This window comes from Brevibacillus sp. FSL K6-6036 (assembly GCF_037964015.1).
Classification (GTDB): Bacteria; Bacillota; Bacilli; order Brevibacillales; family Brevibacillaceae; genus Brevibacillus; species Brevibacillus borstelensis.
In genome coordinates this window covers 3441039-3455643 of the sequence record NZ_CP150173.1, presented here as the reverse complement: position 1 = coordinate 3455643, position 14605 = coordinate 3441039, and the positions used below count along the sequence as shown (strand labels likewise).

13 protein-coding genes are annotated in these 14605 nt (G+C 53.9%); 7 read left to right on the top strand and 6 right to left on the bottom strand.

Features of this window, described 5'->3' with window-relative positions; translation table 11 throughout:
- Positions 1–112 precede the first annotated feature (112 nt).
- Positions 113–634 (bottom strand): hypothetical protein, encoded by a 522-nt coding sequence (locus NST37_RS17380; protein WP_003386642.1) that lies wholly within the window; start codon positions 632–634, stop codon positions 113–115.
- A 131-nt stretch (positions 635–765) separates the two neighbouring features.
- Here NST37_RS17380 and NST37_RS17375 point away from each other — a divergent pair, with 131 nt between their 5' ends.
- A complete protein-coding gene (locus NST37_RS17375; RefSeq protein ID WP_003386641.1) occupies positions 766–1449 on the top strand; it encodes a TerC family protein in 684 nt (227 codons plus the stop codon).
- Positions 1450–1612: 163 nt separating this feature from the next.
- Here the strand turns inward: NST37_RS17375 and NST37_RS17370 are convergent, their stop codons facing one another.
- A complete protein-coding gene (locus tag NST37_RS17370; RefSeq protein WP_003386640.1) occupies positions 1613–2701 on the bottom strand; it encodes an HD-GYP domain-containing protein in 1089 nt (362 codons plus the stop codon).
- A 150-nt stretch (positions 2702–2851) separates the two neighbouring features.
- Positions 2852–3475, bottom strand: coding sequence for a MerR family transcriptional regulator (locus NST37_RS17365; protein ID WP_339185610.1), 624 nt, complete (start codon positions 3473–3475; stop codon positions 2852–2854).
- A gap of 208 nt (positions 3476–3683) precedes the next feature.
- Here NST37_RS17365 and NST37_RS17360 point away from each other — a divergent pair, with 208 nt between their 5' ends.
- The 3 genes from NST37_RS17360 (at position 3684) to fabI (ending at position 5544) form a co-directional block, all read left to right on the top strand.
- A complete protein-coding gene (locus tag NST37_RS17360) occupies positions 3684–4421 on the top strand; it encodes a ZIP family metal transporter (RefSeq protein ID WP_003386637.1) in 738 nt (245 codons plus the stop codon).
- A 75-nt stretch (positions 4422–4496) separates the two neighbouring features.
- Positions 4497–4664, top strand: coding sequence for a hypothetical protein (locus tag NST37_RS17355; protein ID WP_227277894.1), 168 nt, complete (start codon positions 4497–4499; stop codon positions 4662–4664).
- Between the two features lie 106 nt (positions 4665–4770).
- The gene (gene fabI, locus NST37_RS17350) at positions 4771–5544 is read left to right on the top strand and encodes an enoyl-ACP reductase FabI (protein WP_003386635.1); all 774 of its coding nucleotides are present in this window, start codon (positions 4771–4773) and stop codon (positions 5542–5544) included.
- A gap of 207 nt (positions 5545–5751) precedes the next feature.
- Here fabI and NST37_RS17345 read toward each other — a convergent pair whose 3' ends face one another.
- Complete coding sequence (locus NST37_RS17345; RefSeq protein ID WP_327956445.1) at positions 5752–6654, bottom strand: LysR family transcriptional regulator; 903 nt, start codon at positions 6652–6654, stop codon at positions 5752–5754.
- 124 nt (positions 6655–6778) lie between these two features.
- On the opposite strand from NST37_RS17345, the gene NST37_RS17340 reads away from it, so the two are divergent.
- The 3 genes from NST37_RS17340 to NST37_RS17330 all read left to right on the top strand — a co-directional run bounded on the left by NST37_RS17340 (position 6779) and on the right by NST37_RS17330 (position 10184).
- On the top strand, positions 6779–8044 hold the full coding sequence (locus tag NST37_RS17340) for an FAD-dependent oxidoreductase (protein WP_243014640.1): 1266 nt from the start codon (positions 6779–6781) through the stop codon (positions 8042–8044).
- 90 nt (positions 8045–8134) lie between these two features.
- Entirely contained in the window at positions 8135–9370 is a 1236-nt protein-coding gene (locus NST37_RS17335; RefSeq protein WP_003386630.1) for an MFS transporter, read from the top strand.
- A 4-nt stretch (positions 9371–9374) separates the two neighbouring features.
- Positions 9375–10184 carry a methyl-accepting chemotaxis protein gene (locus tag NST37_RS17330; RefSeq protein WP_003386628.1) on the top strand — a complete coding sequence of 270 codons (810 nt, stop codon included), beginning with the start codon at positions 9375–9377 and terminating at the stop codon, positions 10182–10184.
- A gap of 171 nt (positions 10185–10355) precedes the next feature.
- Here the strand turns inward: NST37_RS17330 and NST37_RS17325 are convergent, their stop codons facing one another.
- Both NST37_RS17325 and NST37_RS17320 read right to left on the bottom strand, forming a co-directional pair.
- Positions 10356–12980 (bottom strand): ATP-dependent helicase, encoded by a 2625-nt coding sequence (locus NST37_RS17325; RefSeq protein ID WP_031933460.1) that lies wholly within the window; start codon positions 12978–12980, stop codon positions 10356–10358.
- A 106-nt stretch (positions 12981–13086) separates the two neighbouring features.
- Positions 13087–14499 (bottom strand): hemolysin family protein, encoded by a 1413-nt coding sequence (locus NST37_RS17320; protein ID WP_003386625.1) that lies wholly within the window; start codon positions 14497–14499, stop codon positions 13087–13089.
- Between the last annotated feature and the right edge of the window lie 106 nt (positions 14500–14605).

Sequence of the window (14605 nt, the reverse complement as noted above, 5' to 3'; positions counted from 1 at the left end):
CTCTTCCAAAAATAAATAAAAGAGCCAATTTTCAATCTATAAAAAGCCAAAAAACCGGTCAGGCCAGTGGCTGTGCCGGTTTTGTGCGCTTCGTTTTGACAGCGGACAGTCCTTACGGGTCCCGCAGTTCATGTAAAGAGATGCCTTGTTCCAACGCAAATTCAAAGTCGTCAATATCGTAAAATTGGACGGGGACGACGTATTCCAGAATGCGGTCCTGAAAATCAGGCTGGTCTGTGACAAGTGGAATTTCAAACCGCATCGCGGTAAGCAGCAGCTGTGTTTCCACCGGATCAAACAGTTCGCCCCACATCTCGTTGTCATCCACCTTTACCACATGCAGCGTGACACCGTTCGGAAATGTGAAGGGAATCGTCGACCAGGGAGCGATCAACCCTTTTTCCAGTCGTTTGCGGTTAAACGGATCGTCAAAAAACTGACTCATCTCTCGCATTACCCTTCGCACGTGAAAATCATCGTCTGGGTCCGGCATAATCGGTTCGGGACTATGAATGAACTCTTCCAGCTCGTAGATTGTCGACGAAGGGATATAATAATCTGCAGGTTGCGAAGGAGCCATCAATTCCCCGTAGATGGCCAACATGATCGCTTCGATAACGAATTGTTTCGACATTTCGACAACCCTCCTCGTTACCATCATACTGAAATAAGAGGTTGACAACAACCCTGGACAGGCATAGGATAGGGATTGTTTTTTTACCCGGCAAACGTGGCACACTACTCACCAACAGGGGGGCGCAGGCATTGTTGGATGCAGGATTTTTTTCGGCACTGTTGCTTATTATTACGATTAACATAGTATTGAGCGGGGACAATGCAGTCGTGATTGCCATCGCTTGTCGAAAGCTGACGCCGGCGCATCGGAAAAAGGCGATCTTTTGGGCGACCGGTCTGGCTATTATTGTGCGCATTTTGGCGACAGCACTTGCTGTTTACTTGTTGAAAATTCCTTATCTGTACCTGATCGGCGGGCTCATTCTCGTCTGGATCAGCTACAAGCTGCTGCTCGAGGATGACGGCGAGGAACAGATTAGCGCAAGCGACAGCCTCGTACAGGCAGTCAAGACGATTGTGATTGCAGACGTCATGATGGGACTGGACAATGTGCTGGCGATTGCGGGAGCGGCTGGCGGCGATCTGGTCCTGATCATTCTGGGTCTTGTCATCAGCATTCCCATTATGGTTTTCGGAAGCCAGTTGATCCTGAAGGCTATGGAACGGTTGCCTTGGCTCGTTTACATCGGCTCCGGCATTTTAGCCTGGGCGGCAGCCAAAATGATTTTTGAGGAAAAAGTGGTAAAGCACTGGGTAGAAGGGCTGAGCGGAGTGGAGACAGCGATCAAAATAGCGATCGTTGCGGCCGTGTTAGTGCTCGGGTTTATTCAGCGAAAGCGAAGCGGCGGCAGTAAACCGGCAGAGCAGGCTTGATGTTTGTTTCCTTGTTCGTTTGTTCGTTCAAAATAAAAAAAGCCGGGATGTTGAGCCCAGCTTTTTTATTTTGCCTGGAATGCTGCAGTATGTATATGAACCAGGACAGACAGTTCTTTCGGCATTGTACAATGCGACAAACATAGCTGTCAGGCATTCTTGCTCACACCGAATCGACAATCGTAATGCTCATGAAGTCTTTGCTGTACAGGTCCATCTCATAGGGCGCGGCCACGGGAGAGCCGTCTGCTTCCCGGAGAATCCGGATCGTCGGCCGGTTTACAGCCAACGGGTTCACTGCAGACACGACACCGATCTGCCCAGTATTGAGAGTGACAGTCGAGGCGATCGGATATATCGCGACATGCTGCAAAAACAGCTTGACCAATTCCAGATCGAACATGCTGTTCCCGGCAGCAAACAGCAGCTCAATCGCCTCGCTCGGAGAGTAGCTGTCCCGGTAAGGGCGCTTCGAAATCAGAGCATCGAACACATCTGCGATCGCCACTATTTGCGCGTATTCATGGATTTGCTTGTCGGCCAGTTGGCGCGGATAGCCTGTTCCGTCGTAGCGTTCATGATGCTGAAGAGCGCAGTGGGCAGACAGGAGCGAGATGTTGTACTGGTTCCGCAGCAAATTGAAACCATCCTCGGTGTGATAGCGGATCCGCTGCTTCTCCTCGTCATTCAGCCTCGTCCGCTTGTTCCATAATTCTTTTGGCAGCTGGGTCATCCCGATATCAAACAGAAGCGCGCCAATTCCCAGCTCCATCAATTGCTGCTGGTTGTACCCTTTGGCCAGCCCGATAATTCCGGCGAGCACGGACACATTGACGGCGTGATGAAAAAAGTACCCGTCCAAGACATGCAGGCTGCAAAGGTTGACCAGGATGTCGCGGCGGCTGCTCAGATCAGTCAGGATTTCGCCAAAAACCTTTTGAAAGGCAAGTCCCAAATCAGGGACAGAGGTGCGCCGCTTCAGGACGGTGTTCTCCATTAAGCCGGTCATGGTGGCGTAGACGGCATCGACTGCGTGTTTGCGCGTTTCATCTCGAATGGCGTCTTCCGGGACAATGTCATCTGTATGCTTGTCTTCGATATAGAGAATATCAATACCCATGTTGATCAGGCGCTGAATGTACCGATCCGTCAGTTGGACACCTTTTCCCAAAAGGACATTGCCATTTTCCAAAAAGATCGTTTTGGCGATGATTTCTCCCGGCTTTGCAGAGTGGATGCTTACTTTTCTCACAAATGAGGACTCCTGTCTCTTGGCTTACATACAAAAAGTTCTGAAAGAAGAACCAGTTTGAATAGTAAAAATATAGCACAAAAGACAGGGTGTTCGAAACCTGTTTGTCAGAAAAGGAGGACTTTTTATCCGTGAAAAAAGACGTGTTTTTTACTGTCCGGCTGTCAGATTGCGGTCTGAACGAGTAAACCAGCGGAAGGGATTGAGAGACCAGCGGGGTTGATGCCTGTCCAGCCGCTCCTTTCTGCGTGTCAACCGCTGCTGCATCAAGTCCATTTCAAAGGTGACCCGCCTCATTTCAAGACGCAGAGACTCCTGCATTTCCTCGATGTCGGCCATTTTTTGCAGAATGGTGGACTGTAGCTGGTTCATCGTAGAGAGCTGGGCCAGCTCCTGCTGAAATTGGACGATGGCCTCCGATACGGTCATTTCCATTTCCTGTACGGAGTGCGAAAGCGCATTTGGCCCGGAAACAGACAGAGCCTGTCCGTCAGCGGCAGCCACCTCGCTTTCCGTAGCCATGCACTCCGTAATTTTGCCTTCCTCTATCATTTGTCGCTGTATCTCGCGCAAAGAGTGGTTTCCCTCGTCTTTTCTCTGCTTCACCTCACTCAGCAGGGCAAATCCAGCCTCGCTGATCAGGTAGTGACCCTGCGGATTTTTCAGCCGCTCCTGAGCCGGAACGAACATTTCCAGCCAATTTCTCAGCGTCCGCACATGAACATCCAATCGATCTGCGACTTCTTTGGAAGCCATCCAAACTTGCACATCCATTCGAATCACTCCTTTTCCCCTTCAGGTATTCCCGGTGGCCTCATTATAGCACCATTTTTTCCCGGAAAAAGCTTGTCGACAAAGGTTCTAAAAACTAGTGCTAATTCGGCTAATTCGGACAGGCTGACGCACTTTGTCGAGACACATAATGACCCGGACAGGCGCGTAGAATGGAAGGGATACACCCGGTAGAAGGGAAGGCGGTCTCATGCAGCCAGTCATCCTTGTCGTCCTGCTGAGTGCCGCGGCGGCAAGCAGCATTGGCGGGTTTTTGCTCTGTTTGCGGTCATGGTCCGAAAAGTCGCTCTTTGCAATGATCAGCGCAGGAGCGGGCTTGCTTCTGGCGATTACCCTGCTTGATTTGCTTCCCCATACACTGCATGTGGGAAGCGGGCGGGTGATGCCGTTTGTCCTGATTGGCTTTTCCTGCTTGTTTTTGCTCGATTGGATGGGGCATGCGGGTGAAAATAACACGAGAGCGATGGGGTCAGCCCGGATCATCGGAGTTTTGTCCGGATTTTTGCTTCACTCGTATGTGGAGGGAATCTCGATTTTGGCAAGCTTCTGGATGGACGAGCGACTGGGATGGTCCGTGCTGTTTGCCATGCTTTTGCATAAAGTGCCGGATGGGGTAACCGTTGCCTCCTTGCTGCTGGCTGTCACGCGTTCGCGGAAAAAGGCTTTTTGGGGAGCGGCGGGGCTGGGGGCGGCTACTCTGGCAGGGGCCCTGAGTTTTCAGATCGCGGAGCCTTTTTTGCAAGAAGGCTGGGTCCCTGTGATGATGGCGCTGACAACAGGCGTTTTTCTCTACGTCTCGGCCAGCCATCTGGTGCCGTTTATCCTCCACGAGCGAAAAGGAGGACAGGGACTGTTCTTTTTTGCCGGGATGGTGGCTTATCTTTTGCTGATGACATTTTTTCACAGCAATGCGCACCTGCATGCATAAACACGTTTCCTGCTTGTTAGTCTAAGAACATGCTTTTTGCAGCATGTATCGATCTTCGAAAGGAGAGAAGGAAACGTGGAGAACAAACAGCCTATGTCCGATACGGAAGAGATGGCAAACATGCAGGCGGAATTCCCGGCAACCGGAACACCGCTGAATCCCGTCGAAGAGGCTTGGGCGTTTGCCAATTCCGCTGCCGCCCCTGTCGATGACCTCGCTCGAGCCATGCAGCAGGGAGAGTAGCCTTTTGCTTGGCCCCTTTTGCGTGTTTTGTTCCTAAATTTGCTCGTAACCGCAGACAAGATCGGTTATAATGGCAGGGAAATACGTAGGAAGGGGCCGATACATAATGAATACCATGCTTGCAGGAAAAAATATCGTGATCATGGGTGTCGCCAACCACCGCAGCATCGCCTGGGGAATCGCCCAATCCCTGAGCAAAGCGGGAGCCAATCTGATTTTTACGTATCAGGGAGAGCGCCTGCGCGAAAACGTGGCGAAGCTGACGGAAGAGCTGGAACAAGAATCGCTCTTGATCAACTGTGACGTGACCAAGGACGATGAAGTAGAAGCCGCTTTTGCCCAAATCAAGGAAAAAGTCGGCGTCATTCACGGCTTGGCGCACTGCATCGCGTTTGCCAGAACGGAGGAGCTGGAAGGCGAGTTTGTCAATACCTCCCGTGACGGCTACGCCCTTGCCCAAGACATCAGCGCATACTCGCTGGTCGCTGTCGCCCGCGCTGCTCGTCCGCTGATGACGGAGGGCGGAAGCATCGTAACGTTGACGTACCTCGGCGGCGAGCGCGTGGTGCCCAATTACAACGTCATGGGTGTGGCGAAGGCCGCGCTGGACGCTTCTGTTCGCTACCTGGCGGGCGATCTGGGCAAAGAAAACATCCGCGTCAATGCCATCTCTGCGGGTCCGATCCGCACACTCGCGGCAAAGGGCATTCGCAACTTCAACAGCGTACTGAAAGAGATCGAGGAAAGAGCGCCGCTGCGCCGCACCATCGATCAATCAGAGGTAGGGGACACGGCATTGTTCCTGATGAGCCATCTGTCCCGCGGAATCACCGGCGAAATCATTCACGTGGATGCCGGCTACAACATCATGGGCAAATAAAACACAGTTTCACCCCCCGAAACGACGGACACTTTCATCCGATATCGGGGGGTTTTTTGTCGTTTGTTTTTTGCCGTTCGTTTCTTGTTGTTCGTTTTTGCGGTTTGTTTTTCGGCATAGAGATTCTTTTGGCTGTGGTTTTTGCCTGAAGTCGCTTATGGGGTAGTTGCCATCCGTTTTGCACTTGGATCGCGGCGGCTTGTGAAATCAGTGCCACTCGTGCTCCTTTTGCCACTCCTGCAAAAAGCGGCAGAATGCATTGGCTGCCGGAGTGAGAAGGTGGTTCCGGGAAAGCGCGATTCCCGTAATTTTGGTGAAAGGCTTTTTCAGCCGGACGACGGCGATGCGGGAGCGGGGAAAGCACTTGGCGACCCGATGGGTAAATAGGGTCACGCCCATGCCCTCTTCGACCAGTCCGCAAATCGTTTCAACCTGACTGCTCTCGACAATGATGGTCGGCGTAAAGCCGGCCTCTTCGCATGCGTGCTCACAAATGTTGCGCATGAAATGGCTTGCCTTGATCGCAAGGAAGGGTTCGTCAGCGGCTTCGCTCAAATCGATTTTTTTGCGCTGGGCAAGCGGATGATAGTGGCTTGTCACCAGCACCAATTGGTCCTCAAGCAAGGGAAGGAAGTGAATGTGTTCATCCGTATCGTGATGCAGGGAAAAGGTAGTGAGGGCCAGGTCAATGTCCCCGGCATGCAGCCACTGAAGAAGATGGTCGCTGGTCGCTTCGCGTATCTCCAGATCAATTCCGGGGTAGGACTTGCGAAAACCGGCGATAGCGGGGGTCAGTCCGAGATAGCCGAGGATCGGTACGGCTCCGATCGTGACCTTCCCACGCTCCAGTGTCCGGTGGGCCTGCATCGCTTGCTTGACGCGCTCTACCTCCCCGATGATCCGCTTGGCGTATTGGACGAATTCCAAGCCCGCAGGAGTAGGCTGAATGCTACGGGTGGTTCGTTCAAAAAGGACGATTCCGAGCTCTTCTTCCAGCTTTCTGATCTGTTGGGAGAGGGCAGATTGAGAGATGGAAATTGCTTCGGCGGCTCGTGAAAAATGGCGATGCTTCTCCACGGCCAGGACATATTCAAACTGGTGGAGTTCCATAGGGCAAGTCTCCTTTGATTTATTAGTCCTAGTTATTAACTGTATCGGAAAGATCGATTGAACGAATAAACAAATATTTTGTAAATTTGGGACAAATCAAATTCACTCAAAAGGAGACAGACAGATGCAAAGAAAGCTTACCTTTGATGTCGCTGTAGTGGGAGGTGGCGCGGCCGGTGTCGGGGCAGCCGTAGGGGCGGCTCAGACTGGGGCAAGGACGATCCTGATCGACCGCAACCCGTACTTTGGAGGTGCGGCGACTCACAGCTCTGTATTGACCTACTGCGGTTTTTTTACGCAGGGAGAGCCGCCTGAGCAAATTGTCGGCGGCGTTGGCCAAAACGTCCTGAACCACCTCGCCCGCTTGGGCATGTATGAAGGCCCGAGGCGAACAGCTCGTACAGGAACCGTAATCGTTCTGCTCGATCCCGAAGTGACCAAGCTGGCGCTGGACCGCTGTGTGACGGAAGCGGGGGTGGAGCCTTTGCTGCACGCTCAAGTGATTGGAGCGGAGACGAGCGAAGGGAGGATTTCCGCCATTCAATGCGTGGATCATGCCGGTATGTTCACGATTGAAGCATCCGCTTTTGTCGATGCCAGCGGGGAAGGCGATCTGGCCAGTCTGTCGGGAGGGGAAGTCATCTTTGGAAACGCGGAAGGCCATTTGCAGTCAGCCACGCTGATGATCCGGATCGGCGGAGTAGCAGCTGACGCGCATGCTCATCCTCTGCAGGTAGAGCAGGCCGTTCTGAAAGGAAAAGCGGATGGAATCGAGGGGCTGACCAAGGAGCTGGGAACGATCGTCCGCATGCCCGGAGGAAATCAGGATGTACTCGCGATCCTGTGCGATGAAGAGGTAAACGGACTGGAAGCGGGCAGCATGACCAAGGCTGAGCTGTCCGGCAGACGGCAGGCATGGGCTTATTTGGAAGCATTCAAAAGGTACCTGCCCGGTTTTGAAAGCGCCTACTTGGTGCAGACTGGCCCGCAGATCGGTATCAGGGAGACGAGACATATCGTGGGGGAATACACGCTGACCGGGGACGACGTGCTCCAGGCGAGACGGCAAGCCGATGCAATCGCCCGCGGCGGCTGGCCGGTAGAGCTGCACCCGGAACCGGGAAAACCCAACGTCTGGCATGAGATCAAGGACAAGTCTTTTTACGATATTCCACTCCGCTCGCTCAAGGTCAAAGGCGTTGGCAATCTGTGGGCCGCAGGCCGGATCATCGATTGTGATCCGCTGGCGTTCGCTTCCGCCCGTGTCATGGGAACGGCGTTTGCAACGGGACAGGCTGCGGGTGTGGCAGCGGCGCTTCACGGACAGCAGGACGCAAGTGACTACCAGTCGGTACGCTCCGAATTGCTCCGCCAGGAAGCGATTTTATAAAAAAACATACTGTTAATGCGTTATAGTTAGGTAAGTAATAAATTTAACTCTACTAAAAAAGTTTGAGAGAATGAAATGGAGTGATACAAAATGAACGAACGAAGATGGCAGATGGGCGTTTTGCTCATCGTATGGATGGCTTTTCTCTTCTCTTTTGTGGACAGGCTGTCCTGGCCGCCGATCATGCCGCTCGCTTCCCAGGATCTGGGGCTGTCCAAGGCAGAAGCGGGCAGCTACATGACCGCCTTTTACATCGGCTACGTGATCACGCAGCTGCCTGGCGGCTTGCTCACCGACCGGTTTGGCTATCGCAAAGTGCTGCTGGGCTCGTTTTTCGTTATGGGTCTGTTTACGGTTTCGATGGGATTGATCAATAGCTATCATACAGGCTTTGCTATGCGGGTCCTGGCCGGACTTGGTTCAGGGGCGGTATTTTCCGCATGTGTGCGGGCCATCTTTGACTGGTTCCCGGCAAAGGGACGGGGAACCGCGATGGGCTTTTTTATGACCGCCTCCTCGCTGGGGGTATCGGTAGTAAACATGTTTGTACCGACAGTTGCCAACAGCTATAGCTGGAAAACGGCCTTTTTCGTAGCTGGTGCTTTGCCGCTGCTGGGACTTGTTCTCGGATACTTTTTCCTGCGGGAAAAGACCTCTGCCGCCGAGCAGCGGGCACAGGCGGAATCCTCTGCTGCGTTCTGGAAAGACGTCGCCCATTTGTTTAAAAACCGCAATCTGATGGTTACCGGATTCGCCGGATTTTGCGCGATGTGGGCCACATGGGGCACGGCAACCTGGGCCAACACGTACATGAACAAAGGCTTGGGCATCTCCCTCGTAGAAGCAGGTGTAATCATGTCGATTTACGGAGTTACCGCTCTACTGTGCAAGCCGGTCATCGGGATCTTGTCGGATGTGTTGAAGGTAAAACGGAAAACCTTGCTCTTTATCGTTCTCTTCTTGTTTGGTCCGGTGCTGATGTGGTTTGCGATGACAACTAGTGCCAGCATGCTCTATGTGGTTGCGGCGATTCTCGGCGTGGCTGCCTTTGTCTACAGCCCGATCATGAACAATTACATCGGCGAATTAGTCCCGCGCCGACTTGTCGGGACCGCGACAGGCTTTGTCAACACGATCTGGCAGCTGGGCTCGCTCATCTCGCCGCTTGCCGTCGGCGCCGTACTCGATGCGACAAACAGCTATTTCTTTGCATTTTTAACGCTGGCGATCGGTCCCTTGCTAGGGGCGTTCATCATCCTGCTGGTAAAAGAAGAAGCCGCAGCCGACGGGCTTGAACCGGGACAGGCCAAACGGGCTGGTGCGTAATTCCATGATCGATAAGGTTTTGGCAAGCATGCCTACATTGTCCCTGCTGTTTCCGAAGGCCACTGTGGCTCTTGCAGATTTGACGCACATCAGGTACTACAGAGAAGGAGAGATCCACCTTGGCTTGACTGTCGACCATGAAGTGAATAGGCAATCCATTACGTACAAGACCCTCGAAGGGGGGCAGTCGATCCGCCAGACAGTCCCGCGAGAGTCATCCCGATTTGGCATCGCGTTTCACGCTATAAGCGTGCCTGTCAGAGATGAGGAGGGAGTGCTGAAGGGAGCCTTGACGCTGATCCTCTCCAGTGACCGGGAAGAGAGGACAGCCGTCTTGTCCGAGGAGCTGGCTGCGTCCGTCGAGCAAATGACATCGTGGGCGCAAAATATAGCGGCTACAGCTCAACAGCTCGCCAGCTCCATTGTAGAGATCAACACCAACTGCGAGACGGTGGTCCATGCCGTCGAGGAGAATGCCAAGGTCGTGGATATCGTCCGCTCCATCGCTAATCAAAGCAATCTCCTGGGGCTGAATGCATCCATCCAGGCAGCCCATGCCGGCCAGCACGGCCGCACCTTTGGTGTCGTGGCGGGAGAGATCCGAGCGCTTGCAGAACAGTCTCGCCATTCCGCTGAGAATATTTTGCAAGGCATGAACGACATGAAGCAAAAGGTGGCGACGGTGCTGAAAAAGGTGGAGGAAGAATCGGCCGCTACGCAGGAAATGGCCGCGAGCATTGAACAGATCAATGCGGCCTTGCTGTCGCTGGAGGAAATGGCAAACAGGCTGAAAGAGCTGGCGAAATTTCAATAACGGCCTATAATAAAGGCCTTCCAACAGCCTTTAATAACCTCCCGCGATGAATAAAAGGCTCCCGTCATCCGCATGCTAGAAGCAAACATGCGGAAGGGAGCCTTTGCCTTGTTTCCGATCATTACGAATATGGAAGAATTTCTGATCCACATGGGCGGCGGCATCGACCGTTTATCGGCCCATTTCGGAGATGAACCGGGAGGGCCTGGTTTTTCGTCCGAAGCGCTCGCGGGGGATTCCGACACTCAAGGAGTATCTGGCCCTTGTAATGGCGACGTACAGTAATCTCCGCTCTTCCTCAAGGGCGGCATTGTTTCCTTTTCTCACGGCGTCCAGCGCGTATTCATGAGGAAGGGAGCCTTCAACGAGATCAGGCAGAAAGACGTGGTCGAACTCCAGTCCTTTTGCCCGGTGAATGCTCAAGACGTGTACTCCTTCCCCAGGGAGTGGCTGAACCTCGCGCCACTCCTTTTCCTGTTGGACCATCCGGTCGATGTACTGGAGAAATCCGCCTACGCTATCGTGTCGTTTGGCTGCCGCAATCAGCTGCTGCAGCTCCTCGCTCCAGCGTTCCCGGCCGCCATCCCGCTCTTTTGCCCGCTTTTTCAGGTAATCCCGCAGCTTGCCGTCTTCGCATATGAGCTCCAGCGCCTGGGCCGGCGGACACGAAGCGCAGGCTGCCAGTATCTCGGTGATCGTTTTCAAAGCCTTGCGTTGAAACGGCTTCCAGTGGTTCATTCCAGGCAGCACGTGCAGGATCGGGACATCCTCCAGGATCGCTTGACTGCGAACAGCGTTCCACATCTCCTGGGAAATATAGAGCGTTGGCAGAATTTCTTTCAATGCCGCCGAATCGTCAGGGTCAAGCGACAAGCGCAAGTAAGCTAGTGCCCAGCGAACGGTTTGCCGCTGGTAGAACGATTCCTCCTCCTGCGAGTAGTGAAAGGGAATGCCGGCTTCGCTCAATCTCTCCAGAATAGGGCGGGCTGACTCATTCGTCCGGTAAAGCACCGCGCATTCTCCCACTGGTGTGCCTTCGCGGATGCGGTGGCTGATCTCGTCTACGATCCGGGCCGCTTGCTCCTCTTCGTCGTCCGGCTCGAACAGATACGTTTCGCCTTCTTCGGAGTGAAAGGAAAGGCAGTCCTTTTGCCAGCGGGCCCGATTGTGGCCGATCAGCGAAAAGCCGAGCCCGACGATAGCGGAGCGGGAACGGTAGTTCACTTCCAGTGTAATTGTTTTCGCCTGGGGAAAATCTTTTGTAAAACCGAGTATGTATTGCGGGTCGCTCCCGCGAAAGCCGTAGATCGACTGGTCGTCATCGCCGATCACGCACAGGTTGTTCTGCGGCGCTGCCAGCAGCTTGACCGTCTCGTACTGGATGCGGTTGATGTCCTGAAACTCGTCGATCATCACGTGCGTGATCCGTTCCTGATAGCGCTGCAAAATGTCGGGGTGATGGCGGAGCAGCTCGTAGCAGCCGATCAGCATGTCGTCGAAGTCAAACCAGCCCGTCCGTCTTTTCGCCTCTTCATAGTGAGGATAAAGGAGCTGGGCCAGCCGTTCGGCATCATCGTTTGCCTCCCGCAATCCGGCTTGCTGGGGCAGGAGGTATTCGTTTTTCCAGCGGCTGATGACCGCCAGCGCGTCCATCACTTCATTTTCTTTGCGCGGTCCGATTTCCGCGTGCATGTTCATTGCATTGCTTTCGCGCAGGAGCCGCCACTTTTGCCAGTCCTTTTTCAGCAGTCTTTGCTGATCCCAACGCTCCGGCTGATGAAACAGAAGCATCCGGTAAAAAATGCTGTGGAACGTACCGGCAACAAGTTCCCGGGCCTGCTGCGCAGGGAGCTGGCGGGCCAGCCTGTGCTTGATCTCTTCAGCGGCCTTTGTCGTAAACGTCACGACCATGATCTGCCGTGGAGAAAGGCCGAGCTCGCGGATGAGATGGGAGGTTCGGGCCGTCATCACACGCGTCTTGCCGCTGCCTGCACCGGCCAGAATCAAAAGCGGCCCGTCGGTCGTAAGCATGGCCTCCCGCTGATGGGGGTGAAGCGGCTCGTCGTGGCGCTCAGCCAAATGCTCGATCGCCTTTTTGGGCACCAGCCTTTTGCGAAAAAGCGCCGGTTTGGGCTGAGCCGGGGGAGGGACTGTGACCGAGCCTGCTTCATGGATGGATCGCTTCTTTGGCAGGCGAAAGGCCCCTACTGTGATCGTGTCGTCTTCCTCGTCAGTTTGGCTCGCAGGAACTGCGGCGTCGTTTTGGAGGGTGGAAGCGACATTCGCAGTGGCGGAAGCGCCGTTTGCGGTAGCGGAAGTTCCGTTGGCAAAGGCAGAAACGCCATTCCCAGCGGTGGAAGCTTCAGCAGAAGATGCAGATTCAGCAGGCTGCGAATCAGCGCGTCCACGAGTCCTCGCACCATTATTGTCTGCTCCAGAAGTGGCGGCAATATCTACAGCCCCGCCAATAGCGGCTGCCCCTGTGCCCGAATGAGACAGCGCTTCCGTTGCCGCTGCCGTTTCCAAAGAAGCCGCAAAAGCAGCCCGAATGGCAGGCGGAGCTTCTGAAACGAGCCACTCGGCTGGAGGCTCGTCCAACGCTTCCCAATCGCAGGTGCTGCCCTCCGGATGCAAAAAGTGCGGATCAAAGCTTACACCGGCATACAGCCGAAGAGGTGCGCCGCATCGCAGACAGCGCACTTTTTCGCGCCGGGCGGCCAGGCGCCAAGCAGCAATCATCGAATATGTATCGGGTTGCAACCGGATCAACCGGTCGTCTAGCTGTGCAAATTTCATCATGACACCTCGAATGGAGAGGGTGTTGCGGATCGCTTCCGCACAATGAGGGAAAGAAGAAGTGCCCCCTGCGGGCAGGGGACACTTGCCTTATGTGTGTGACAGGTCAGGACTGGGCGTGCAGCAGGTAGTTGTCTTCGCTATCATCTGCCACCAGTTCTTCCTCGCTCAGATAGGAGATCCCGACTCGCGTGATACGGTGGTTCTCCAGCTCGGAAATCGTAAAAATGTAGTTTTGGTACTGCACCGATTTGCCTTCGGCTACTTCTTCATTCAGTTGGCTGTAGAGCCAGCCGGCAATCGTGTCTACCTCATCCGAGTGAATTTCTACAGATATATAGTCGTTCAACTCCGTCAACAGCGTTTTCCCGGACACGGACAGCTCGTTATTGGAGCTTTCGATGTCAGGACGCTCATTCTCGTCGAATTCATCCTGAATGTCCCCGACGATCTCCTCGAGGATATCCTCCATCGTGATCAGTCCGGCTGTTCCGCCGTACTCGTCGATGACGATCGCCATTTGCGACCGCCGCTTTTGCATGAGCCGCAGTACATGGCTGATTTCCATGGATTCCGGCACCGTCAAGAGCGGGCGGAGGAAATCCTTTAAATCGGCCTTTCCGTTGGTCAGGGCAGACAGGTAGAAATCCGAGATGTGGACAAAGCCGATCAACCGGTCTTTGTCTTCATGCGCGACCGGGAAACGCGAGTGACGGGAATCCCGCATAATTGCCAAATTTTCAGCAAAGGTATTGTCGTCGTACAGACAGACCATATCGATGCGAGGGATCATGATTTCCCTGGCGAGACGCTCCGAAAACTCGAAGACGTTGTCCACCAAAGCCATCTCCGTCTGATCGATATGACCGCTTTTGTGGCTTTGATTGACCAAAAGGCGAATCTCTTCTTCGGTATGCGCCAAATCCGTTTCAGTCGCAGGCTCAATCCCCAAGCGGCGGATAAAAAAGTTCGCCGTTCCGTTGAGCACCAAGATCAGCGGGTAGCTGAGCTTGTAGAAAACCATCAGCGGTCCAGCCGTCCAGAGAGAGGCGGCCTCCGCCTTTTGAATGGCCAGCGACTTGGGAGCGAGTTCTCCGAAGACGATGTGCATGAAGGTGATGATTCCAAAAGCGATCGCCAGCGAAACAGGGCTGACCAAATAGTTCGGCAGACCGAGTGAAACCATTACGGGTTCGACGTATTGGGATATAGCCGGTTCGCCAACCCAGCCCAAACCGAGCGATGCCAGGGTAATCCCGAGCTGGCAAGCCGACAGGTAGGCATCCAGCTGCTTCGTTACCTTCTGCGCATAGACAGCGGATTTGTTCCCTTCGCTCACCAGTTGGGCAAGACGGGTTTGACGCACTTTTACCAGCGAGAATTCTGCTGCTACAAAAAAACCGTTGAGCAGTACCAAAAACACAACGAGCAGCAGATTCAGAAGTATCTCCCCTATCGGACTCTCCAAGAAAGTCTCCACCCTTCCGCCGATGGGCGAAAGGAGGAGATTCACCTCCATTTGTTATTCTCGTTTTGCGCTTTCCTTTCAATGTACGAAAGCAAAGAGGGAAACATTCGATTTCATTATTAAAGGATAGTATACCAATAACGAAAGCAAACAGTCA